The 20,825-nt window shown below is 53.5% G+C and carries 18 protein-coding genes; 8 read left to right on the top strand and 10 right to left on the bottom strand.

What is annotated here, in order from left to right:
* Positions 1-31: 31 nt before the first annotated feature.
* From KP806_RS23955 to KP806_RS23970, 4 genes are all read right to left on the bottom strand, one after another.
* Entirely contained in the window at positions 32-1,594 is a 1,563-nt protein-coding gene (locus KP806_RS23955) for an extracellular solute-binding protein (RefSeq protein WP_224726282.1), read from the bottom strand.
* Positions 1,595-1,684: 90 nt separating this feature from the next.
* Positions 1,685-3,532, bottom strand: coding sequence for a sensor histidine kinase (locus tag KP806_RS23960; protein ID WP_224726283.1), 1,848 nt, complete (start codon positions 3,530-3,532; stop codon positions 1,685-1,687).
* Complete coding sequence (locus KP806_RS23965; protein WP_224726284.1) at positions 3,529-4,545, bottom strand: response regulator; 1,017 nt, start codon at positions 4,543-4,545, stop codon at positions 3,529-3,531. The genes KP806_RS23960 and KP806_RS23965 overlap by 4 nt, the downstream gene beginning before the upstream one ends.
* Positions 4,546-4,746: 201 nt before the next feature.
* Positions 4,747-6,861 (bottom strand): glycoside hydrolase family 52 protein, encoded by a 2,115-nt coding sequence (locus tag KP806_RS23970; RefSeq protein WP_224726285.1) that lies wholly within the window; start codon positions 6,859-6,861, stop codon positions 4,747-4,749.
* A gap of 162 nt (positions 6,862-7,023) precedes the next feature.
* Between KP806_RS23970 and KP806_RS23975 the strand changes: the two genes are divergently transcribed.
* The gene (locus KP806_RS23975; RefSeq protein WP_224726286.1) at positions 7,024-7,932 is read left to right on the top strand and encodes a helix-turn-helix domain-containing protein; all 909 of its coding nucleotides are present in this window, start codon (positions 7,024-7,026) and stop codon (positions 7,930-7,932) included.
* Between the two features lie 88 nt (positions 7,933-8,020).
* Entirely contained in the window at positions 8,021-8,704 is a 684-nt protein-coding gene (locus KP806_RS23980; RefSeq protein WP_224726287.1) for a haloacid dehalogenase type II, read from the top strand.
* A 62-nt stretch (positions 8,705-8,766) separates the two neighbouring features.
* Here KP806_RS23980 and KP806_RS23985 read toward each other — a convergent pair whose 3' ends face one another.
* Both KP806_RS23985 and KP806_RS23990 read right to left on the bottom strand, forming a co-directional pair.
* A complete protein-coding gene (locus tag KP806_RS23985) occupies positions 8,767-9,792 on the bottom strand; it encodes a dienelactone hydrolase family protein (protein ID WP_224726302.1) in 1,026 nt (341 codons plus the stop codon).
* 19 nt (positions 9,793-9,811) lie between these two features.
* Positions 9,812-9,988, bottom strand: coding sequence for a glycoside hydrolase family 97 C-terminal domain-containing protein (locus tag KP806_RS23990; protein WP_224726288.1), 177 nt, complete (start codon positions 9,986-9,988; stop codon positions 9,812-9,814).
* Positions 9,989-10,083: 95 nt separating this feature from the next.
* Here KP806_RS23990 and KP806_RS23995 point away from each other — a divergent pair, with 95 nt between their 5' ends.
* The gene (locus KP806_RS23995) at positions 10,084-11,295 is read left to right on the top strand and encodes an aspartate aminotransferase family protein (RefSeq protein ID WP_224726289.1); all 1,212 of its coding nucleotides are present in this window, start codon (positions 10,084-10,086) and stop codon (positions 11,293-11,295) included.
* Between the two features lie 20 nt (positions 11,296-11,315).
* Here KP806_RS23995 and KP806_RS24000 read toward each other — a convergent pair whose 3' ends face one another.
* Complete coding sequence (locus tag KP806_RS24000; RefSeq protein WP_224726290.1) at positions 11,316-12,566, bottom strand: glycosyl hydrolase family 18 protein; 1,251 nt, start codon at positions 12,564-12,566, stop codon at positions 11,316-11,318.
* A gap of 195 nt (positions 12,567-12,761) precedes the next feature.
* On the opposite strand from KP806_RS24000, the gene KP806_RS24005 reads away from it, so the two are divergent.
* Positions 12,762-12,983 (top strand): hypothetical protein, encoded by a 222-nt coding sequence (locus tag KP806_RS24005; protein ID WP_224726291.1) that lies wholly within the window; start codon positions 12,762-12,764, stop codon positions 12,981-12,983.
* Positions 12,984-13,111: 128 nt separating this feature from the next.
* Here KP806_RS24005 and uxaC read toward each other — a convergent pair whose 3' ends face one another.
* Together uxaC and KP806_RS24015 are read right to left on the bottom strand one after the other, a co-directional pair.
* A complete protein-coding gene (uxaC, locus tag KP806_RS24010; protein WP_224726292.1) occupies positions 13,112-14,518 on the bottom strand; it encodes a glucuronate isomerase in 1,407 nt (468 codons plus the stop codon).
* 13 nt (positions 14,519-14,531) lie between these two features.
* Positions 14,532-15,824, bottom strand: coding sequence for a Gfo/Idh/MocA family protein (locus tag KP806_RS24015; protein ID WP_224726293.1), 1,293 nt, complete (start codon positions 15,822-15,824; stop codon positions 14,532-14,534).
* A gap of 132 nt (positions 15,825-15,956) precedes the next feature.
* On the opposite strand from KP806_RS24015, the gene KP806_RS24020 reads away from it, so the two are divergent.
* From KP806_RS24020 to KP806_RS24035, 4 genes are all read left to right on the top strand, one after another.
* The gene (locus tag KP806_RS24020; RefSeq protein WP_224726294.1) at positions 15,957-16,814 is read left to right on the top strand and encodes a helix-turn-helix domain-containing protein; all 858 of its coding nucleotides are present in this window, start codon (positions 15,957-15,959) and stop codon (positions 16,812-16,814) included.
* A 164-nt stretch (positions 16,815-16,978) separates the two neighbouring features.
* Positions 16,979-17,983, top strand: coding sequence for a Gfo/Idh/MocA family protein (locus KP806_RS24025; RefSeq protein ID WP_224726295.1), 1,005 nt, complete (start codon positions 16,979-16,981; stop codon positions 17,981-17,983).
* A 47-nt stretch (positions 17,984-18,030) separates the two neighbouring features.
* Positions 18,031-18,969, top strand: a complete 939-nt coding sequence (locus KP806_RS24030) for an AraC family transcriptional regulator (RefSeq protein WP_224726296.1) — start codon at positions 18,031-18,033, stop codon at positions 18,967-18,969.
* A 44-nt stretch (positions 18,970-19,013) separates the two neighbouring features.
* Positions 19,014-20,093, top strand: coding sequence for a Gfo/Idh/MocA family protein (locus KP806_RS24035; RefSeq protein ID WP_224726297.1), 1,080 nt, complete (start codon positions 19,014-19,016; stop codon positions 20,091-20,093).
* A 408-nt stretch (positions 20,094-20,501) separates the two neighbouring features.
* On the opposite strand, the gene KP806_RS24040 is transcribed toward KP806_RS24035, so the two are convergent.
* On the bottom strand, positions 20,502-20,657 hold the full coding sequence (locus tag KP806_RS24040; RefSeq protein ID WP_224726298.1) for a hypothetical protein: 156 nt from the start codon (positions 20,655-20,657) through the stop codon (positions 20,502-20,504).
* Between the last annotated feature and the right edge of the window lie 168 nt (positions 20,658-20,825).

Raw genomic sequence — 20,825 nt, forward strand, 5'->3', positions numbered from 1 at the left:
GCCGCAGAGGATGCGGCCGACACTTCTTGCCTTATTTACTCTTATTTTTGGCGTAAGCGTCGTTCATTTCCTGAATGATCTGATCGCCGCCGCCGGCTCTCCATTCCTCAATCGCCTTGTCGATACTGTCTACTGGCGACTCGCCGATAACGATTTTGAGCTGGGCCTCCGTAAACTTCGTAGAGAGGTCATTCCATTTTTTCGAGTAGGTTTCCGAATAAATTTCCAGGCCGCCGGACTCCGGTTTCCACGGATATTTGGCATTGTTCTCATTGAACGTATTATCGAATTCGGCAATCTCGGGCTTGGTCCAGCGGTATGTGCCGAGATTTACGTCTGCGCGCAAGAAAAACCAGTTGTTCAAAATCCGGGGCAAATCCGTCTCGACGAGCGGCGTTTCCTTGTACGTGCCGTCGGCCTCCTTCGTATAATGGACACCTTCAATTCCGCTTTTCATAATATCCGTGCCTTCGTCGGTTACCCACCAATCCAGTATCTTCAAGATACGCTGCTGCTTCTTAGGATCGATCGTGCCGTTGATTACGACTTTATTGGCTCCTACCAAGCTTGTAGGATTTCCGCGAAGGCCGGTTGGGCCGATCGGCGGAGCTAGCTGAATCAATTCTGCGTTCGGATCGATTCCTTTTAATTTTTCGGTATCCGTCCTCAGTCCAAGCGGATGATGTGTCCAAAGGCCCGACTTGCCTGCCTGGAACATCTCGTAGACATTCGCACCTTTCTTGCTGAGGAAGTCTTTATCCATAATGCCTTCCGCATACATCTTGCGCAGAAAGCCAAGGAAGTCTTTCTGTTCCTTTGACTGGACAAACTGCGGGATCAATTTGCCGTCCACCAGCTTCCAGCCGTTTGCGAGGCCAAAAGCGGCCCGTAATTGTGCGGTATTCCCGGAGAGCGTGTTGTCTGTGGCGAAGCCGACCGTATCCTTTTTCCCGTTCTTGTCCGGATCGTTCAAAGCAAACGCCTTCATAATCTCATAAAATTCATCGACGTTGAATGTCTCTTCCTTGGGCATCGGAAGTCCTGCGTTGCGGATCCAATCGGCCCGGATTTGATAGCTGTCCCGGACTTCAATTCCCCACGACGGCATCCCGAGTATTTTCCCCGCCGGGTTCAGCATCTTCCATTGTTCTTCAGGGAAGGCCTTCGCAAGATTCGGATATTGATCCAAATAAGGAGCCACGTCCATGAAAATACCTTCATTTTGCCATTTCCCGAAATTGTCTGCGCTCACTCTGTAGAAGTCCGGCAAGCTGCCCGACGCTGCCATTACATTCAATTTGTCGACGTAGGTCGGGCCGTCCGTCCACATAAGCTTCAGATCAATGTTGAATTTCTCATTCAAATACTTGATGGTCGGATGGTCCTCTCTCCATTTTCCCCCGCTCCACGATTCCGGCATGAAGGTTAAAGTAAGCTTCTCCGTGCCGTCATCTACGACTTCGGCATTGTCCGTCTTTCCTTCATTATTTCCCGCAGCATGGTTCGAAGCAGGCGATTTTTCGTTTCCGGAACAGCCGGCAAGCGTGGTAACGACCAGACCCGTCGCCAGCAGCATGGCTATCGATTTTCTCATATCTGTGACCCTCCTGTAAGGATGAAATGGCTGCCTCAGCGGCCTCAAACCGATTGTAAGTTAAAAGCAGCCTTTTGTTTTTTCAACATTTTAAGATTCGTTATCCGATTTTACTTTTTTGTAAGGGATGCGGATGGAGACGACCGTTCCTCTCTCTGGAAATGAATCAATGGTGATCCCGTACCCGATTCCATACTGCAGCACCAGACGTGCGTGCACATTGGCCAGGCCCAGCGAATCCCGAGCGGCATACCGGCCTTCCGCCTGTTGCTCGGCAACTTCGAGGAGAGAGCTCCGTATGAACTCAAGCTTTTCTGCAGGCATTCCGGGACCATTATCCGCCACCTCAAGAACAAGATCGTCGCCTTCATCGAATGCATTGACTAAAATGCTGGCATTTCCGTTCTTCGGCTCCACCGCATATTTCACCGCGTTCTCCACGATAGGCTGCAGGGAAAGCTTCACGAGGCGCGCCGGCATAAATTTCTCGTTCACATAAACCTTGCTTTGAAAATTTTGCATAAAACGGATATCTATGATCTCCAAGTATTTGCTCAGATGCTCGATCTCCTCGCGAAGCGTAACCTCCAGAGGGTCTAATTTGGCTGTGTACCGGAAGAAGGAAGCCAGATTGCCGGCAATCTTCTCGATCCGGGGAACTTCCTCCATATAGGCGATGCTCCGGATAATGTCCAGCGTATTGTACAGAAAATGCGGATTGATCTGGCCTTGAAGCGCCTTAATCATCGCATCCTTCTGACGCACCTCCAGCTGCATCTCCCGCAATTGATACCGGTACACATCATCGATTAAAGTTTTCAACCGAGCGGTCATCTGACCGAAGCTGCGGCTCAGACTTTGCAGCTCGTCTTTTCCGGGATGAAACTCAACGCGAACGTCCAGATTCCCCCTTTCCACCTCATGTATGACCTTCTTTAGCCGAACGACGGGCTGCATAAGAAATCGGGTCAAGATCGGCACCACAAGAATAACGAACAGAAACAAGAAAAGCATGACAATCAGCATCGACTGAGTGGCCAAATTCAAGCCGGCAGCCATTTCCTGCAGCGGAACGACAGCAACATTCCGCCACTCTGTAAAGTCCGATCGGGTAAACGTAATCAAATAATCCAGACTCCCGACATCCTGCACCGTGTCCGGTTCGTTCAAATTAATATCGTTCAACGGCGTTTGAGAGATCGGCTTGCCGACAAGGCTTGAATCCGGGTGGTAGACGATCGTATCCGAGGCGGAAACGATCACGAACGTACCGGTTTCCCCGATTTTCGTTTTGCCCATAATTTCCTTTAGCTCTGAGAGTGACAGATTGATGACCAGCCGTCCGATAATACTCGTGTCCTCTATACTGAAAACGGGAACAGCCAGAGATACAATCGGAATTTGATACGGGTAAGAAGGGTAGGTGGGTATGACGACCTGCTTATCGGTAAAAGGCAAGTGGAGCCAAGGTTCATCGGGCCGATATTCAACACGCCCGTTTGATGAAACGAGCTCACCGTCCGGCTTCAAGAGGATGAGACTTTCGATCTCGGAATAGTTGATCGCAATGTATCTCCTTAGCGTATCTTCAATGATCAGCTTGTTAGTCGAAGTAAGAGGCTCCTTTCCCATAAGCCACGCCTGAATCATTCCGGCTTCATTATTCGCACTCAGTCTGCCGCCGACCGAAGGGAGCGGACCCGCGATGACGGCGGAGGTGGATTGGATCAGCTGCTTGAAGTAACGGTCAATTTGATTATTCAGACTTGCGGAAGAGCTGCTTGCAATGTTGAAAAAATCCTTCGTTGTTGCTTTGGTATAGTAATGCTGGGCGGACAACGCTATCGTTACTACGCCGAGCAGACTGACCGTCAGGAATGCGACGATCATTTTCCGCTTGATAGAGTACCGATACAAATAACGTACGATGCGGTTCATTGCCCCATCCTCTTTCGGAAAGCATTAGGAGATACTCCGACCGAGTTTTTAAACACCCGGATAAAATAAGGCTGTGTGGCGAATCCGACTCTTTCGGCAATTTCATAATTTTTCAGCTGGGTTTCGAGCAGAAGCTGTTTTGCCTTTTCAATTCTAATCTCCTGGATGTACTGAACCAGGGTTCGACCGGTACAACGTTTGAACCACGAGCTGAAATAAGAAATGCTCATGTTCGCTAACTGAGCCATTTCCGTTAAGGAAAGATCCTTCCTGTAATGAGAATGAAGGTAATCGCAAACCTTTTTAATGATGTGATTCGTATTTGTCATGCTCTGCTTGGATAAATGCAAAATCAGGATATCGGTCAGCTGATTAAAATACCGGACGATGACCGGATCCTCCGCTTCTGCAGGGATGGATGGAACGGGCTGCTCCAAAGACAACTCCTTGATCATACCGTTAAGCTTCCAGTCAAAAATGCGAAGAAGATTGAGTCTCGCTGCCGGATTAATCATTTTGAGCTTGAGAACCGAATCGATCAGGTCGGCCATTTTTCTCCCCGCTGTCTGAGGGGATACTTCACCAAAGGCGTTCACAAGCTGCTGGAACCGCGACATATATTGACTGATATCCTTTAAGCTTCCTATGCCCTCCTCAGCTCTGCGCAGCGCCTCTTTAAGCTGCTCTATGTCTACCGGCTTCAACAGATATTCGGTCACGCCGTAACGAATCGCTTTTTGCGCATATTGAAAATTATCGTACCCGCTGATAATAATAAAATTCATCGGAATGCCATGGTCATGGATCTTTTGAATGAGTGACAGGCCGTCCATCTTTGGCATCATGATGTCCGTAATCAATACGGTCGGCCAAAGCTCCTGAATCAATGCCCAAGCTTCTTCCCCGTTCGTCGCTTCCGACACGGTGAACGATTCTACTCCGATCCGGCTCACCATTTCGACGACAGAACTTCGGATCCATGGTTCATCCTCGGCAACTAAAATATGATACATAGCTTTCACCTCGGCGATATGATCTCTTTATTTTAACGGATATTTGTTGTCTGAATTTCTTTTTTCTTATCCGATTTTATTTTTCCCCGCCGGCTTTGTGTTCAGAAGTGCTCCCCGAAACGCCAAAAAACCTTCAGCTCCGACTAATCAGCGGAACTGAAGGTTTTTTCGATAATAGGGGTTGAGAAGACCTCTCGCTTGTTACCGCGCCGTTTCCTCCAGCCAAAGGATGGAAGTGACTCCGCGAGGGTAATACTTACTGCCTGTAATCGCGCCGGAAATAATCTGGTCGCTCCAGCTCCAGATCGACAGCTCGGGGTGTGTCAGCCACTTCACATGCGCCGCATCCGCCGCCTTGCCGGTCTCGTCCCAGACGAGGCCGAGCAGCTCGCGCGCCACAAATTGGCATAGATAAATTTTGCTCAGCCAGCTGTTGTTGCTCGTCGAGGAAAGCTTCCAGCCGCCGTCTTCGAACAGGCAGATGCCCGGCTTCAGCACATACCGAAGATGCGTATCCAGCGCCTTCACGAATTCGCCGAACCGGCCGCCGCGGTCAAGCGCTGCGAGATTCCCCGTCACATAAGGGAAAATAAGCCCTTCGATCGCGGGAATGATTTTGGAGTCGTTGTTTTCATTAATTACCGCCGGAATATAGCCTTCGCCTGTCACATGGCTGACGATCGTCGCCGCACATTTGTCCGCCTGGCTGCCCGCCGTGTCCGCCAAAGCGGTTTTGCCGTTCTCTGCGAAAATACGCTCCATCGCCACGTATGCCGCCCAAATTTTTCCGGCCAAATAAATGTTGTTGCGGGCTTGGCCAAGCGAAACGTCCAGGCTGTCGTACGTCGTAATTTCCGCGCCGCCCATCGTCCGCGAGCTGTCGAGACCCATCAGGCCGTTGCGTGCTTCCGGCTCGGAAGCGTCGCGGTTCAGCATGCTGGCAAGGCTTCTTTCGAATATTTCCATATTCGCCGCAAGCCAGGCCTGATCTCCCGTTTTCTCGACGTACGTCGCCGCGCATAGCACCCAGTTGACGAGCTGCTCGTGCGTCATATGCGAGAAACAGCCGTCAATGCCGTACAGCTCGTAAGAGGAGTAGCCTGGACGGGACACGGTATTCGCCACGCCCATGTCATGGGTGAAGCTGATGCCGCCCGGGTACTCCGTGGAATCGCCCGGCTTCCGGACCGTATCCTCGTAGCTGAAGCGCTTCACGAACATGTCCAGCTCGTTTTTCACCGTCCACGGGTTCAGCTTCAGCTCGTAGAACAGCTGGTCGACCGTCAGATCGAACGTGTTCATCATCCGGTATTCGCCTTCGTTCACGACCCAGAACGGCTCGCCTTCGTAATCGAGCAGCTGGGTGTTGCCGTAATAGCTGCGGATCGAATGGTCCAGCATAAACTTCTGGTCCTCCGACAGCCCCTCCTTCCCGGTCAGCTTGCCCGCCTCTGCCGCCTCGGCGGTCAGCCGCCCGAAATGGTTCAGCGCATATTCGGCCACTGCTTCGATATTAGGGAAAAACCGCGCATAATAGTAAGCAGCGTCAATGCCCGCCGTCACGTAGCCGCCCCTGTAGAAGCAAACCGCAAACCGGAACGTCCGGCGCTCGCCCGGCTCCGTATCCATCAGAAGCGAGCCTACCGTGCCGAGTCCGAAGGTCCAGTTCTCCTTCAGCTCCGCGCCGAGTATATCCTCCATCGTAAAATGCTGCGCCGATACAACCGCCGGATCGTCCGATACGATCGCCAGCTGGCGGCCCTGCCCGATGCCCGGTTTTCCGCACGTATCGTCGATGCGCCGCATCGAGCTGTACGGATCCGTGCCCTGAAAGCCGAAAAAGGCGCGGCGTTTCTTGTCTGAACGCGTGTTGTCCACCGTGAGCTCTGCGAATACCGCCGGAATGAGCGCGTCCTTCAGCTCGACTTCGGAAGCCGTCGCCGGATCCGGTACCGGACGGACCTGCGTGTAGAGGCGGAACGTCAGGTCGCCGGACTGCCACGTATCGGTCGTCAGGCCGAATTCACGCTTCACCTCAGCTTGCTCCAGCGGATGCAGCAGCTTCGGCTTAATCTGGAAAGGATCCGGATTCTCGATATCGTAGCGCTTGCTCTCGTCATCTTCACGTACGTCGTGGAACGGGAGGGTGTCGTAGCCCGAGCCGTCTACCCGCTCCAGACCGATATAAATATTTTGCTTCGGAGGTCTGGCCATTTCGATATCAAAGCCGCCGGAAGCGCCGGGAAAGCCTAACGTAAAGCTGGAGAAAGCTCCGATCGGGGAATGGTGCGCGTTAAAAAAATCGTTACGTGCCATGTCTAGTTCAGCTCCTTCAGAAGATGTGCTCTACAGCCATCATACGTGCGCGGAGCCGGACGATACAGGTTCAAATCGGACCTAAATTTGTACAAATCGTTACCGGGAGGCGCGGGCACGGTATGCTATACTGGATACATCCTATTAAGCGAGGAAACGACGATGAAAAACCCTCTTCCCTTCGGACGCGAGAACAGCTTCGGGGAGCTGATGACGCCGGATTTGCAGTTCGCCTTTCAGATCGTAGCCGCGCATAAGCGCGCCGTGAACGGGCAATGGAGCTATCCCGAGCACCGTCATACGATGTTTGAGCTCAACATGGTGCTGGAAGGCGAGCAGGCGATGCGCGCGGACAATTCGGACTACCTTCAGCGCGAAGGCGACATCCTGTTCCTTCCGCCGGGCGTGGCGCACGCAAGCAACGGGTCGCCTGCCATGGAGCCGATGACCTATTTTTGCCTCCATTTCGATATCGACGATCTGAATCTGCGCAGAAGCCTGATGGGCATGCAGACGACGCTGCTCTCCGCACCTGACGGACCGGCTGCCGCTGACATCCGGAGCGCGCTCGACAACATGCTTGTTTCGCTTGCGTATGCGGAAACCGGACTGCTTCGCGACAAGCTCGCCTTCCTGAGCGATACGTTCCGGCTGCTGTCCGCCTTGACCAATTGGGCGATGGAAGGGAAAGCGGATATGCTGCAGGAATCGGATGCCTCCGAGAACGAAGTGGCGCTGGCCGCGGCCATGGAACGGGAGCTGCGCGCCGGAGCAGCCCGCATCCTTCCGGACGGGGAGAAAATTACGATCGAAAAAACGGCCGCCAAGCTCGGCTACAGTCCCGCTTACTGCAAACGGGTATTCCAGCGCGTATACGGCATGCCGCCGCGACAATACTTGACCGGCCTCATCCTCCGGCAGGCGAAGCTGCTGCTGATCGATACGGAGCTGTCCATCGAGGACATTGCCTATCGGCTCGGCTACCGCGACGTCTCGCATTTCAGCAAGCAGTTCAAGCGGTGGATGAACCTTTCTCCCGCAGCGTTCCGAAAGCTGACCCAATCGCGTTGAGCCGTTTTGAATAACGGACCAGCTATGCGAATATTTTCATATCATGGATCATACAGCCAGACAGGACGGTTATTTGGAGGGGAGCTACATGCGTGCGATAAAAACGATCGTGTTCGATGCGTATGGCACTTTGTTCGATGTCCATTCCGTCATCGCAGCGGCTGAGCGGCTATTCCCGGGTCAAGGAAGAAAAATAAGCGAAATCTGGAGGCAGAAGCAGCTGGAATATACCTGGCTCCGGTCGCTGATGGGGCGGTATAAAGATTTTTGGAAGGTCACGGACGATTCGCTGCTTTATACTCTCGAAACGTTAAACCTGCCGTCCGATGAGCAAGTCCGCAGCCTTCTTCTTCGTGAGTATCTGGTTTTAAACCCATTTCCCGACGTGCCAGCAGCCTTTAATCAACTAAAGGACTATAAGCTCGCCATCCTCTCAAACGGCACTCCCTATATGCTGCATTCGGTAGTCAGTCATACGGGATTAAGCCCTTATTTATCGGGCGTGATCAGCGTGGATCAGCTCAAAATTTACAAGCCTTTTCCGGGGGTATACCAGCTGGCCCTTACGAATTTGAACGTCAGAAAGGAAGAAGTGCTGTTTGTTTCGGCCAATTCCTTCGATGCCGCAGGCGGAAAAAGCTTCGGCTTTACCGTTTGCTGGGTTAACCGGCTTCATACGCACTTTGACGAACTGGATGTGACGCCCGACCTGGTCGTGAATAACCTGGAGCAATTAGCGAATCTGCTAGCCGGCAGCGGCGGACGATATTGAATCAGCGCTAAGTAAAAAGCATCCCGGCCCACAAGATGGTGAGCCGGGATGCTTTTTGGCGTTTATAGACTGGCAAGCGTTTCCTTTAGCCAATCGTAAGCCTTGCGGCCGCCGATCTCATGCTTCCCGGGGAACACGTCTGCTTCGACCCTGCCGCCTGCGCCTGCGGCTTCGTAGAACGCCTCGATCTGCGCAGACGCGCGGCGGAAGCCCTCGACCGGGAAAATCGGGTCGCGCTCGCCCGACTCCAGAAACAGCGGACGCGGTGCGATCAGGCTGATCAGCTCGGGAAGCTCGGCATGCTCCAGCAGGCCCGGCGTATAATTGTCGATGCAGTGGTTGACCGCGAATATGCTTTCCTTAAACGTATTCGTGAAGCCCGTCAGCACAACCGCCTTTATCCGCGCCTCCATAACCGCCGCAACGTAACCGATCAGTCCGCCGCCGGAGAAACCCATCGTCCCGATCCGGCTTCCGTCAACATCCGGACGGGAAGCCAAATAATTGAACGCCTTCAGCGCTTCCGTCACACGCAGACCCGTCAGCGTCTTGCCCAGCATCATCAGCTGCGTAGACAGCTTGTGACAGGAGCTTGGCGTTTCTTTTTTTGACGCCAGATCGGCCAGCAGCTTGCGCTCGCCGAAGCCGATGACGTCCGGCGCGATGACAGCCAATCCGCGCTTCACCAGCTGTACGGCGAAGTGCTGGTGAATGCCCGGCACGCCTTCATCCGGCGAGCCGTCCGGCAGCAGGCCGACGATCTCGCGGCTGCCGTAGCCGTGGCCGTGCAGCGCCAATACGCCGGGAAGCAGCCCCTCCGCATCCTTCGGCAGCAATACATAAGCTGCAAAAGTAAGCTCCGGTGTCGCCGAAAGCTCGACCCGCTCCCTTACATAGCCGTCACATTCCACGCGCTCCAGCAGCCTCGGCACGAAGCCGGGATTCGGCTCGAACGAGCCGATCGCCTCGCGCAGCGCCGCCTTCAGCTTCGGCCGGCGTTCGTTCGACAGATCTACCTTTGCCTGCCGCCGATGGCGGGCAATCGCCTCCTCGTATAGCTTTTCCAGCCATGCGTCGCCATTCCACATATTCAAACTTCCGCCCTTCTCACCCTAGATTTCGGATCGGCAGCGGCAATCGCTTGGGCACCATAGGCAGCGCCTGTCCTCCGTTTGAAGCCATTACCGCCGTCAGCTCCGACGTGCTGTGCACGTCCAGCTTCGTAATGGATACATTCGTTCTTGCCGGCCGGTCTCCTGCCAAATCCGCATAAAAATTTGCCACATAACTAGAAATTTGTATTTTCCGTTAAAAGGGTTGAATTTTTATTCCTTCGACTGTATATTTATACAATACATTGAATAAACGGGAGGCGTGTCATGATTCAATTGGAAAATACGGTTACGAAGGATTTGCTTGCGGAAGCGGAAAAATCGTTGTTATTCACGGCGCGGCGGCCGGAGCTCGTGATGGAACGCGGCGAAGGAATGTTCCTATGGGATACGGAGGGCAAACGTTACCTGGATTTTATAGGCGGCTGGGCCGTCAACAGTCTGGGACATTCTCCGGCCGCACTGCAGACCGCGCTTGCGCGGCAGGCGTCGACGCTTGTACATGCCAGCCCGGGCTTTCATAACAAGGCGATGATCGAGTTTGCCGGCCTGCTCACCGGGGTGAGCGGCATGGATAAGGTGTTTTTTGCAAGCAGCGGCGCGGAGGCGAACGAAAGCGCGATTAAGCTGGCAAGAAAGCACGGGGCGGTTAATCTGAACGGGGCTTATGAAATCATCACGCTCACGAACAGCTTTCACGGCCGCACGCTCGCCACGATGTCGGCGACCGGCAAGCCGCAGTGGAAGGAGCTGTTCGCGCCGAAGGTAGACGGATTTAATCATGTGCCGATCAACGATCTCGATGCGTGCTTCGCTGCCGTGACGAACGATACGTGCGCGATCATGCTTGAGCTTGTCCAGGGCGAAGGCGGCGTGAACGCCGTAAGCGAGTCTTATTTGTACGGCCTGCGCAAAATTTGCGATATGTACGGGATTCTGCTTATTTTCGATGAGATTCAGACGGGAATGGGGCGCACGGGCAGGATGTTCGCTTACGAGCATTACGGCATTAAGCCGGACGTGCTGACGCTCGGCAAAGGCATTGGGGCCGGCTTTCCGTTATCGGCTATGCTGACTTCGGAGAAATACGATTTATTCGAGCCGGGCGAGCAAGGCGGCACCTATTGCGGCGCTCCGCTGGCGATGGCTGCAGGCCATGCGGTGCTGCAGGAACTGCTGGAGCGGAATTTGGCGGCTAATGCGAAGGTTCAGGGCGAGTATATCCGGAAGGGCCTGCTTGAGCTATCCGGACAATACCCGATTACGGCCGTGCGCGGCAAAGGGCTGCTGCTTGCCTTTAACGTGCAGGGCGGCGCGGCCTCGGAGCTGGCAGCTGAATGCCTGCGGGAGGGACTTCTCGTCAATGCGCCGGGACCGTCCACGATCCGCCTCGTCCCGCCGCTGATCGTAGAGCAGCGGGACATCGACGAAATGCTGAGCATACTGGGCAAAGCATTCGGGAAGCTCAAGCTCGCTTGACCCCTGCCCTGCCGCCCTTTTTACTTAAATACGTCCCAAATATCCGGCGATTCTTGTCCAATGGCCCATGCGGACACTCCGGCAAGCGAATATTTTTTCACAAAACTCCAACGCGCCGCCATCGAGGTTTTATCCTCCACCCACATCCGATGGCGGCCGGCCGAGTCGGTATATTCGACGTAATGCTGACGGGCGGCCGAGTCCCAGACCATCGTTAATCCGCGCCCGGAAATCATAAGCCCGGTATCTTTCATGGAGACGTCTTTTGCCGCTGCTTTACCGCCCGCGGCAGGTACCGTCCACTCTCTCGTATAAAAAGGCACGCCCAGGATCACCTTATGGGCAGGGACATCCTTAAGCAATAAGCGCAAGCCTTCTTCCACCCACGGCAAGGACGAAACGGAGCCCGCTTCGCCGCGCCCTTCGTAATATTCGTCGTACCCCATCATAATCACATAGTCCGCTGCTTTGCCCAAACCGGCGCGGTCGTAGCTTCCGGACCAATTCGGATCCGAATTTTCCCGCGTGACATCGACGGATACGAGCTTGCCGCTGCCGGATAAAGCCGCTTTTAATTCTCGAATAAAAGCAACATAATGTCCCCGGTTTTCCATCTTTATATTTTCGAAATCGACGTTGATTCCGTCTATCCCGTTTGTCAGCAGTGATGCCTTTAGTTTTGCGACAACCTCGACACGATTGGCCCTGGAAGAGAGGATCCGGTCCGTAAGCTCGATATCAAAACCGTTGCCGAGCATCGCCCAAACCTTTTTGCCTTTGGAGTGAGCCCAGTCCACATAACGTTTGTCCGGTGTAAGTTCAACTTGCCCCTCCGCTTTTAATCTGTACCAGCGGGGCATGACGACATCGAGAGCCGCATGACCGCTCGCCTTTATATATTGATCGGTGCTTCCGAGGTAGTTCCAGCCGGCCACATAACGGTTAGCCTTGCGCACGGATACATACGATTTGCGGATCCAGCCTTTTTTGCCGCCAAGCAGCTGAACCTGATAATGATATTTTGCGACCGAAACGACCGGATATTCATCACCGCGTGTTAATGTTGCCATTTTTGCGGAGCTGGAAAGCGCCTTGACATGTACGGGAGCGGTAGAGCGCGTCACCTTCGCCACCGTTACGTAATCGGCGGTTTGCAGCGGCTTGCCGTTCAAATTTGCCGACCCTAAGGCCGCCGCCGTTCCAACGGTGCTCTGCCACGCAAAAACAACAAAAATCAGGATAGCGGCTACTCGCCAAAAAGCTCTTTTCAACTATCGATTCCTCCCGTAATTTTTAATAGATTACGAGAGTAAATTTTATAGATAGACGGACCGCCTAGATAGTGAATTTCAATGGGAATTCGTCCATTTCCTCCCCTGCTAGAACAAACCCGAATGTTGGAAAAGCCGCCCCGCATACGTTAGTTACGGCTCCTATGCGCCGAATACACCGGGAGGGCTGACATTTTGCTTAAAAAATCGGTTAAAAATAAAGAATTTACCGTCTATATCGTACCGGCCTGGAAATGGAAGGAGTTCCTCGCCTTCGAATTGATCGGCGGCACGGCTTTTTATTTGCTCTGCCGCAAAACGGCCAATTCCGAGCTGTTCGGCATCGCGGCAAACATCGCCGTTCCGCAAATGCTTAAATATATGGCGGCTTCTTATAGAGGAAATATAAACGGCTGAAGCTGCGCACGAACCATTAGCTGCATCTTTGCGCAGCTCGGTTCTGTGCCATCCTTTTGGCTGCAAAAAAAAACGTCCCGCGTCTCCCCGGCCCGGAGAAACGCAGAACGTTTTTGTCATTGCGAAATTTAGAAGCCGAAATATTCTTTCGCGTTATTGTACGAAATGTTTTGCACCATGCTGCCCAGCAGCTCCATATCGTTCGGAGCTTCGCCGTTCTCGACCCAGCCGCCGATCAAATCGCACAGCAGGCGGCGGAAATATTCATGCCGCGTATAGGAGAGGAAGCTGCGGGAATCGGTCAGCATGCCGACGAAGCGGCTGAGCAGTCCAAAGTTGGCGAGCGAGTTCATTTGGTCCAGCATGCCGTTTTTCGTATCGTTGAACCACCAAGCGGAGCCAAGCTGGATTTTGCCCGGAATGCCGCCGCCCTGGAAGCTGCCGATGATCGAAGCGAGCACTTCGTTGTCCTTGGCGTTCAGCGAGTAGACGATCGTCTTCGGAAGCGCATCTTCCGTGTCAAGAGCGTCAAGCAGCTTCACCAGCGGATTCGCGATCAGGCTGTCGTTAATGGAATCGTAACCCGTATCCGGTCCAAGCTTGGCGAACATCCGGCTGCTATTGCTGCGTGCAGCGTTAATGTGGAACTGCATCGCCCAGCCGCGCTCGGCGTAAAGCCGTCCCAGGAACAGGAGCGTATACGTTTTGTACTGCTGCTCTTCCCCGAGGGAAACCGATTCGCCGCGAAGCGCTTTTGCAAAAATCGCAGCCGCCTCTTCCTTCGTGGCCTCTGCATAAGGAACATAATCGAGAGCGTGGTCGGACACTTTGCAGCCGGTCTCGTCAAAAAACTTCACTCTTGCTTCCAATGCGGACAGAAGTTTGTCGTAGCTGTCGATCGTTCCATCCGTCACCGCTCCGAGCTTGCCGATCCACTCCAGGAAGGTCGGACGATTAATTTCAAGAGCCTTGTCCGGACGGAAGGATGGCAGCACCTGCACGTCAAAGTCTTTAAGCTCCTTGATCGCGATGTGGTACTCAAGCGAATCGACCGGATCGTCAGTCGTACAGATGACCTTTACGCCCGACATGGTGATCAAATCGCGAGCCTTAAAGTTTCCGCCCGCCAGCTTCGCATTCACCTGCTCCCAGATCGAAGCCGCATTTTTCTCGTTGATCAGATCGTAAACCCCGAAGAAGCGCTGAAGCTCCAGATGGGACCATTGGTAAAGCGGGTTGCCGATCGTTTGCGGCACCGTCCGCGCCCATGCCTCGAAGCGCTCGTAATCGGTTACGCCTTCGCCGCCGGTTACGTACTTTTCCTCTACGCCGTTTGCGCGCATCGCACGCCATTTGTAATGGTCGCCATACAGCCATGCCTCAGTCAAATTGGAGAAGCTTGTGTTCTCGAAAATTTGCTGCGGGATCAAGTGGCAGTGATAGTCGATAATCGGCATTTCCTTTGCGTAATCATGGTACAAGCGTACTGCCGTTTCATTCGATAGCAGAAAATTATCGTCCATAAAAGGCTTCATCGAATATATCCCCCTATTTGTGGAATTTCACCAAATCTGCAATTTGCACCGCTTGTCCGGTTTGGATCGAACGGTTCGCCGCAATACCCGTCAGGATGGAGCGGGCGCCGTCTACATGATTCGCCGCACGGTTCCATTTATCCTCTACAGGGTTGCCGAACAGGTCGTTGAGCAGCACCGGATCGCCGCCGCCGTGTCCGCCTTTGCCTTCCTCGACTTCCACCGCGTAAGGAGCGCCGAACATCGGAAATACGGTAATGTTTTTGCCTTTCAACGCGCCTTCGAGGGCTTTGTCGCCGCCGGAGTTCACGTAAGACTGTTCCACAATGCTCATCTCGATGCGGCCTTTGGTGCCGTTGAAAGCAATACGGTAGCCTTCCCAAGGCAGGTACGCGTTTAACGAATAGGTCAGGATCGCGTTGTTCTGGTAGCGGACAAGCACGCCCATCGTATCCTCGATGTTGATTCCGTCGCCGAAGACGCTTTGGTCGCGGCGGTAGCCGTCCTCATGTTCGGCGTCCAGGTACATTTTCTTCAAATGAGCGTTTTTGTCCAAATGCAGCGCAAACGGATCGTTCTCCGCGTTCGGGTTGCCCGTCGCGCGCTCGTAAAACTTCGTTTCGCCGCGCAGCTCGGCATTCTCGCGCCCGTAGAACAGCAGATCGCCGAATGCGAATACCGACTCCGGCTGCGAGCCGATCCAGAAGTTGACAAGGTCGAAGTGATGCGTCGACTTGTGTACAAGCAGGCCGCCGCTGTTTTGCTTATTGCGGTGCCATCTGCGGAAATAGTCCGCGCCGTGCTGCGTATTCAGCAGCCATTCGAAGTGCACGGACGTCACCTTGCCGATCGTGCCGTTAGCAATCAGCTCTCTTGCTTTCGTGTGGTGCGGCGCATAGCGGTAGTTGAACGTTACCCGCACATTGCGGCCTGTGCGCTCTACGGCGTCAAGAATTTCCTGGCATTTTTTCTCATCCACGGTCATCGGCTTCTCGGTTACAACGTCGCAGCCAAGCTCCATGGCACGGATGATGTACGTATGGTGCGTCCGGTCCATGCTCGTTACGATAACGGCATCCGGCTTCTCCTGCTCGATCATGAGATCGAACTCATTCGATTTGTACGTGCGGACAGCTTCATAATTATATTTGTTCACCAATATTTCGTTGGCGTAGTTCATACGGGTCTCGTTAATATCGCAAAAAGCAAGCAGCTCGGACGTTTCTCTGAAATCGGTTGCAAGCGCCCCGTAAAAAAATTCGGCCCTACCGCCGCTGCCAACCAGTACATAACGTTTCTTTGTCATAACCACTATTCCTCCTTGAGGTTTCTTGGTTTCATTTTAACGCATAAGAATGATATAATTCTCGTCAAATGATGCTTAGTTTCCCCTAAACCCCGCATATTTTGCGTTTGATCCGAAAGGAGCGGCAAACCCATGTCCATGCAGTCCGAATCCTGCAGCTACGGCAGCACTGCCGAGCTGTTTGTCGAATATATGAAGCGTACGGAGCCTTACACGATGGGAGAAGACCATTACCACGATTACTATGAAATCTATTACCTGCTGTCAGGCCAAAGGGTTTATTTTATCCGCGACCGCTCCTATTCCGTCGAGCAGGGGGATCTTGTGTTCATCGACAAGCATGAGCTGCACAAAACGATTCAGGCCGGAGACGCCGCGCATGAGCGGATCATTTTGCATTTTCCCGACTCGTTTGTCCGTTCGCTGTCCGCCGATGCCGCCGATTTTCTGCTTTCCCCGTTCCGGCACCAAAGCCGGGTCATCCGCCTGCCCCGCCAGGAGCAGCTCGCAGTGGAGCAGGCCGTAAGGCGGCTGCTCGGGGAAATCGGCAAGCAGCCGGCCGGGTACGAGCTTGCCGTCAGGCATCAGGCCGGCGAGATTTTGCTGACGACGGCAAGATTTTTGCAGCAGCACGAGCCGGTGCCGCTTCACCATTCCACTCCGATGCATGCGAAGGTATCGGAAATTATTCGTTACATTAACGCCAATTTCGCCGAGCCTCTTCGGCTTCAGGCCATTTCCGAGCAGTTTTTTGTCAGCCCCTACTATTTAAGCCATATGTTTAAAAAAACGACCGGCTTCACCTATTCCGACTATATCACTTTGACTCGCGTCAAGGAAGCGCAGCGGCTGCTGCGCGAGACCGGGCTCAGCATTTCGGATATTGCGGCGGCGGCCGGCTTTGACAACTTCTCGCATTTCGGCAAAACGTTCAAAAAGATCACCCATTTATCTCCCCGCGATTATCGCAAGCAGCAAACAGGAATCTAATAATATGTCGCAATTCTGTAGGTGTACAGTCATAAAGTTACACTAAAAATCAGCGATTAAATATGTTAGATTGTAGTTGTTGTCATAAATCCATACAAATGAATCGGCGGCGCTCCCCTATGGCGGCAGGCCGTACCGATAAACCTGCGAGGAGAGATGGACCGATGATTCGCATTGGAAAAATCAGCTATTGGCATGTGCATGCATGGGATTATACGAAACAGGCGCTGGAGCACCCGGATACCGAAATTGCGGCAGTGTGGGACGAAAACGCCGAACGCGGGCAAGCGGCCGCGGCTAAGCTGGGCGTTCCTTTCTATGCCGATTTGGAGGATATGCTCCATAATGGCGGGATCGATGCCGTCATCGTCGATGCGCCGACCACGAAGCACCAGGAGGTTATGGTTGCCGCCGCAAGAGCAGGCAAGCATATTTTCACGGAGAAGGTCGTAGCGGCTACTTTGAAGGAGCTTAACGTCATTCTGGATGAAATTGCGGCAAATCAAGTCAAATTAACCGTATCCCTGCCGCGTTTAAACGACGGATATACGCTTGCGATCCGCGATATTTTGGATCAAGGGCTGCTTGGCCGGATTACGCTTGTCCGCGCCCGTCTTTCACATAACGGTGCGACTGCGGGCTGGCTGCCCGAGCACTTCTACAGCCTTGAGGAATGCGGCGGCGGCGCTCTTATCGATCTCGGCTGCCATCCGATGTATTTGACGCGGCTGTTCCTGAACGAGATGCCGGCTTCGGTATCCGCCCAGTTCGGTTATGTAACCGGCAAGCAGGTTGAGGATAACGCGGTTGCGACGCTGTCCACCGGCTCCGGCGCAATCGGCATCGTGGAAGCCGGCTTCGTCAACAACCATTCCCCGTTCACGCTTGAGGTGCACGGTACGGAAGGCACGCTGCTTTACGGCACTCCGGACAGCAAGCTGCTGCTCCGCACATCTGGCGGCGACGGCACGGCGGCCGAGCAATTTACTGAGCAAGAAATTCCGCCGGCAAGGGAAAGTGCTTTCCATCAATGGGTAAGGCATATCCAGGAAGACACGACGGCCGACGAGAACATCAGCCTCGCGATTGATCTGACGAAGCTGATGGAGGCGTCGAACCGCTCCAATAGCGAGCGCCGCGCCGTACGGATCGACGAATTAAGCGAATAGCCATGACGGAATAACCGCGCATTCGGCCCGAAGGAGGAGGATTGTTTATGCTGAGCTTTCCATACGAAAGGATGCGAGAGCGCCAGGATGCGCTGGAGCGCCTGGATCTTAAGATCAGCTGGGGACCGTACGACATTCATGTCCTGCGCTTCCATCTGACGCAGTTTCCTCCCGGCCGGGCCGTCGGGTTCCACAAGCATGCGGAATATGAATTTCATTTCATCCCGCAGGGCAAAGGCAAGGTCATTCTCATCGATCAAGAATATGCGCTGAAGCCCGGCATGTTTTATTTGACCGGACCCGAAATCATGCATTATCAGGAAGCCGATGCGCTCGAAGCGATGGATGAGCTTTGCCTCCACGTCGATATTATCGAGCGCCCGGCACATGAGGGGAACGGCTCGGAGGACGACTGGGAAGCGGCCGAGGCCCGCGATTGCATCGAGAAGCTGAAGACGCTTCCGCTGTTTCCCGCTGCGGATCTTCATCAGGCGATGCCCCGGTTTCTGGAGGCGTACCAGGCCTGCATCGACAATTACGCAGGAAGCTACACGACCATCAAGCAGACGGTCATTCAAATTCTGCTGCGCGCCGTCCGGGCTTTCGATTCGGCACAGGAGCAGAAGCAGTTCCCGACCAGGGATATGAAGGCTTACCGCTACCGGCTTGCGATGGAATATATGCACGCGAATTACGCCGGCTCGGTCACCCTGGAGGACGTGGCGGATAAGCTGAACCTGAGCTCGCGGCAAATCCAGCGTCTGTTCAAGGAGCTGCATGACGGCCATACGTTCAGCCGCGTGCTCGAGGATATCCGGCTGGACGCCGTCTGCCGCGAGCTGGAGAGCAGCGACAGCTCCATCGAGTCGATTGCAAGGCTTGCGGGCTTCGCCGGCGGCAACTACCTGCATGCCGTGTTCCGCAAAAAATTCGGCGTCACGCCGTCCGAATACAGAAAGCAAAAGCACCAAACGGTTCATTCATAACCGTGAAGCTTATTTTTCAAACCAATACCCGGGAGGCTATCCTTATGTCCAACATTTACAAGCTTGCAATCATCGGCTGCGGCGGCATCGCGAACGGCAAACATCTGCCCAGCCTGAAAAAACTCGATAACGTGGAAATCGTAGCGTTCTGCGATATCGTGGAGGAGCGCGCCGTTGAAGCGGCGGCCCTGTACGGTACGGAAGACGCCGTTGTATACACCGACTACAAGGAGCTGCTCGAGGATTCCACTATCGATATCGTTCATGTCTGTACGCCTAACGATTCCCATGCCGAAATTGCGATCGACGCGCTTGAAGCCGGCAAACATGTAATGTGCGAGAAGCCTATGGCCAAAACGGCAAGCGACGCAAAACGTATGGTAGAGGCTGCGCGCCGCACCGGCAAGAAGCTGACGATCGGTTATAACAACCGTTTCCGCGCGGATAGCCAGCATCTGAAGAAGGTATGTGAAGCAGGCGAGCTGGGCGACATCTATTTTGCGAAAGCGCATGCGATCCGCCGCCGTGCCGTACCGACTTGGGGCGTATTCCTGGACGAAGAGAAGCAAGGCGGAGGCCCGCTGATCGATATCGGCACGCACGCGCTGGATTTGACGCTTTGGATGCTGGACAATTACAAGCCGAAGGTTGTGCTGGGCACCTCCTACCATAAGCTGTCGCAGCGCGAGAACGCGGCAAACGCTTGGGGACCTTGGGATCCGGCCAAATTCACGGTCGAGGATTCCGCATTCGGCATGATCGTCATGGAGAACGGCGCGACCATCATGCTGGAATCGAGTTGGGCGCTGAACACGCTTGAAGTGGACGAAGCGAAATGTACCCTATCCGGCACCGAAGGCGGCGCGGACATGAAGGAAGGGCTGCGCATTAACGGCGAGCAGCACAGCCGCTTATTTACGAAGCATGTGGATTTAAAGGCTGGCGGAGTCGCCTTCTACGACGGCAAGAGCGAGCGGGATTCCGACCTTGAAATGAGATTGTGGATCAAAGCGATCGACGAGGATACGGAACCGGTCGTCACGCCGGAGCAGGCTTATGTCGTCTCGCAAATTTTGGAAGCGATCTATGAATCGGCCAGAACGGGCGAAGCGGTTTACTTGTAAAACATTTTTGTTAAAAAAGGACTGCCCGTCAAGTATTTTTTTCACTTAACGAGCAGCTCGCTTGACGAAAATTGGAAGTGGTGTGGCGGTGCCAAGGGACTATCTATCCCTCTGAACCGCCATTTTTTCTTTTGGTCTGGTAAGACAACGGACATAAACGCCTCTTGGAATGACTAAGCAGCAAGTGTCCGCGTCTAACGGACAGAAGAGTCTCTTGGAGCTGAATAACGGTTTGCTTTCTTTACGAGCGTAGCTTTAAAGCGCCCAGACGACCGCTAGAATGTAGAAATCGCACAATATGGGGTCTAGGTGTCTTTTTTGTCCTTTACAAAGGACGGCCGGATCCATGAAAAAGGACTATCTCAAAGGTCATAAAGTGACCTATGAGACAGTCCTTTTTTTGGCAAACTAGAAACCCAAAAAATGAATCGAGACAACAGCGACGGAAGCGTGAAGCAAAATGTTCATCCAAGCCTTCCGGGATACCTTAAAATCTTGGACCAGCATGACAACCGACCATATGAAAATAATTAAAAAAGCGATTTGCACCAAAATATCAGGCATACTATGAACCTCCCAACAAGTTTCATAGTTTAATATATTAAAAATTTTAGTGAAGCGTGCTTCTTATTTCGGATTTGTGACATCCTCTCCTCATTGAAATAAGGAGCTTCCTAGTGGAAGTACGGGGGCGACTCACTTGGACAGAGGTTCTCCCTTGATAGACTGAGA

Origin of the sequence: Paenibacillus vietnamensis, from assembly GCF_020169515.1 — a bacterium.
GTDB lineage: Bacteria > Bacillota > Bacilli > Paenibacillales > Paenibacillaceae > Pristimantibacillus > Pristimantibacillus vietnamensis.

Coding starts and splice junctions, on each gene's coding strand:
- KP806_RS23955 (WP_224726282.1), bottom strand. CDS start 1,594: ATGAGAAAATCGATAGCCATGCTGCTGGCGACGGGTCTGGTCGTTACC.
- KP806_RS23960 (WP_224726283.1), bottom strand. CDS start 3,532: ATGAACCGCATCGTACGTTATTTGTATCGGTACTCTATCAAGCGGAAA.
- KP806_RS23965 (WP_224726284.1), bottom strand. CDS start 4,545: ATGTATCATATTTTAGTTGCCGAGGATGAACCATGGATCCGAAGTTCT.
- KP806_RS23970 (WP_224726285.1), bottom strand. CDS start 6,861: ATGGCACGTAACGATTTTTTTAACGCGCACCATTCCCCGATCGGAGCT.
- KP806_RS23975 (WP_224726286.1), top strand. CDS start 7,024: ATGAAAAACCCTCTTCCCTTCGGACGCGAGAACAGCTTCGGGGAGCTG.
- KP806_RS23980 (WP_224726287.1), top strand. CDS start 8,021: ATGCGTGCGATAAAAACGATCGTGTTCGATGCGTATGGCACTTTGTTC.
- KP806_RS23985 (WP_224726302.1), bottom strand. CDS start 9,792: ATGTGGAATGGCGACGCATGGCTGGAAAAGCTATACGAGGAGGCGATT.
- KP806_RS23995 (WP_224726289.1), top strand. CDS start 10,084: ATGATTCAATTGGAAAATACGGTTACGAAGGATTTGCTTGCGGAAGCG.
- uxaC (WP_224726292.1), bottom strand. CDS start 14,518: ATGAAGCCTTTTATGGACGATAATTTTCTGCTATCGAATGAAACGGCA.
- KP806_RS24015 (WP_224726293.1), bottom strand. CDS start 15,824: ATGACAAAGAAACGTTATGTACTGGTTGGCAGCGGCGGTAGGGCCGAA.
- KP806_RS24020 (WP_224726294.1), top strand. CDS start 15,957: ATGTCCATGCAGTCCGAATCCTGCAGCTACGGCAGCACTGCCGAGCTG.
- KP806_RS24025 (WP_224726295.1), top strand. CDS start 16,979: ATGATTCGCATTGGAAAAATCAGCTATTGGCATGTGCATGCATGGGAT.
- KP806_RS24030 (WP_224726296.1), top strand. CDS start 18,031: ATGCTGAGCTTTCCATACGAAAGGATGCGAGAGCGCCAGGATGCGCTG.
- KP806_RS24035 (WP_224726297.1), top strand. CDS start 19,014: ATGTCCAACATTTACAAGCTTGCAATCATCGGCTGCGGCGGCATCGCG.
- KP806_RS24040 (WP_224726298.1), bottom strand. CDS start 20,657: ATGCCTGATATTTTGGTGCAAATCGCTTTTTTAATTATTTTCATATGG.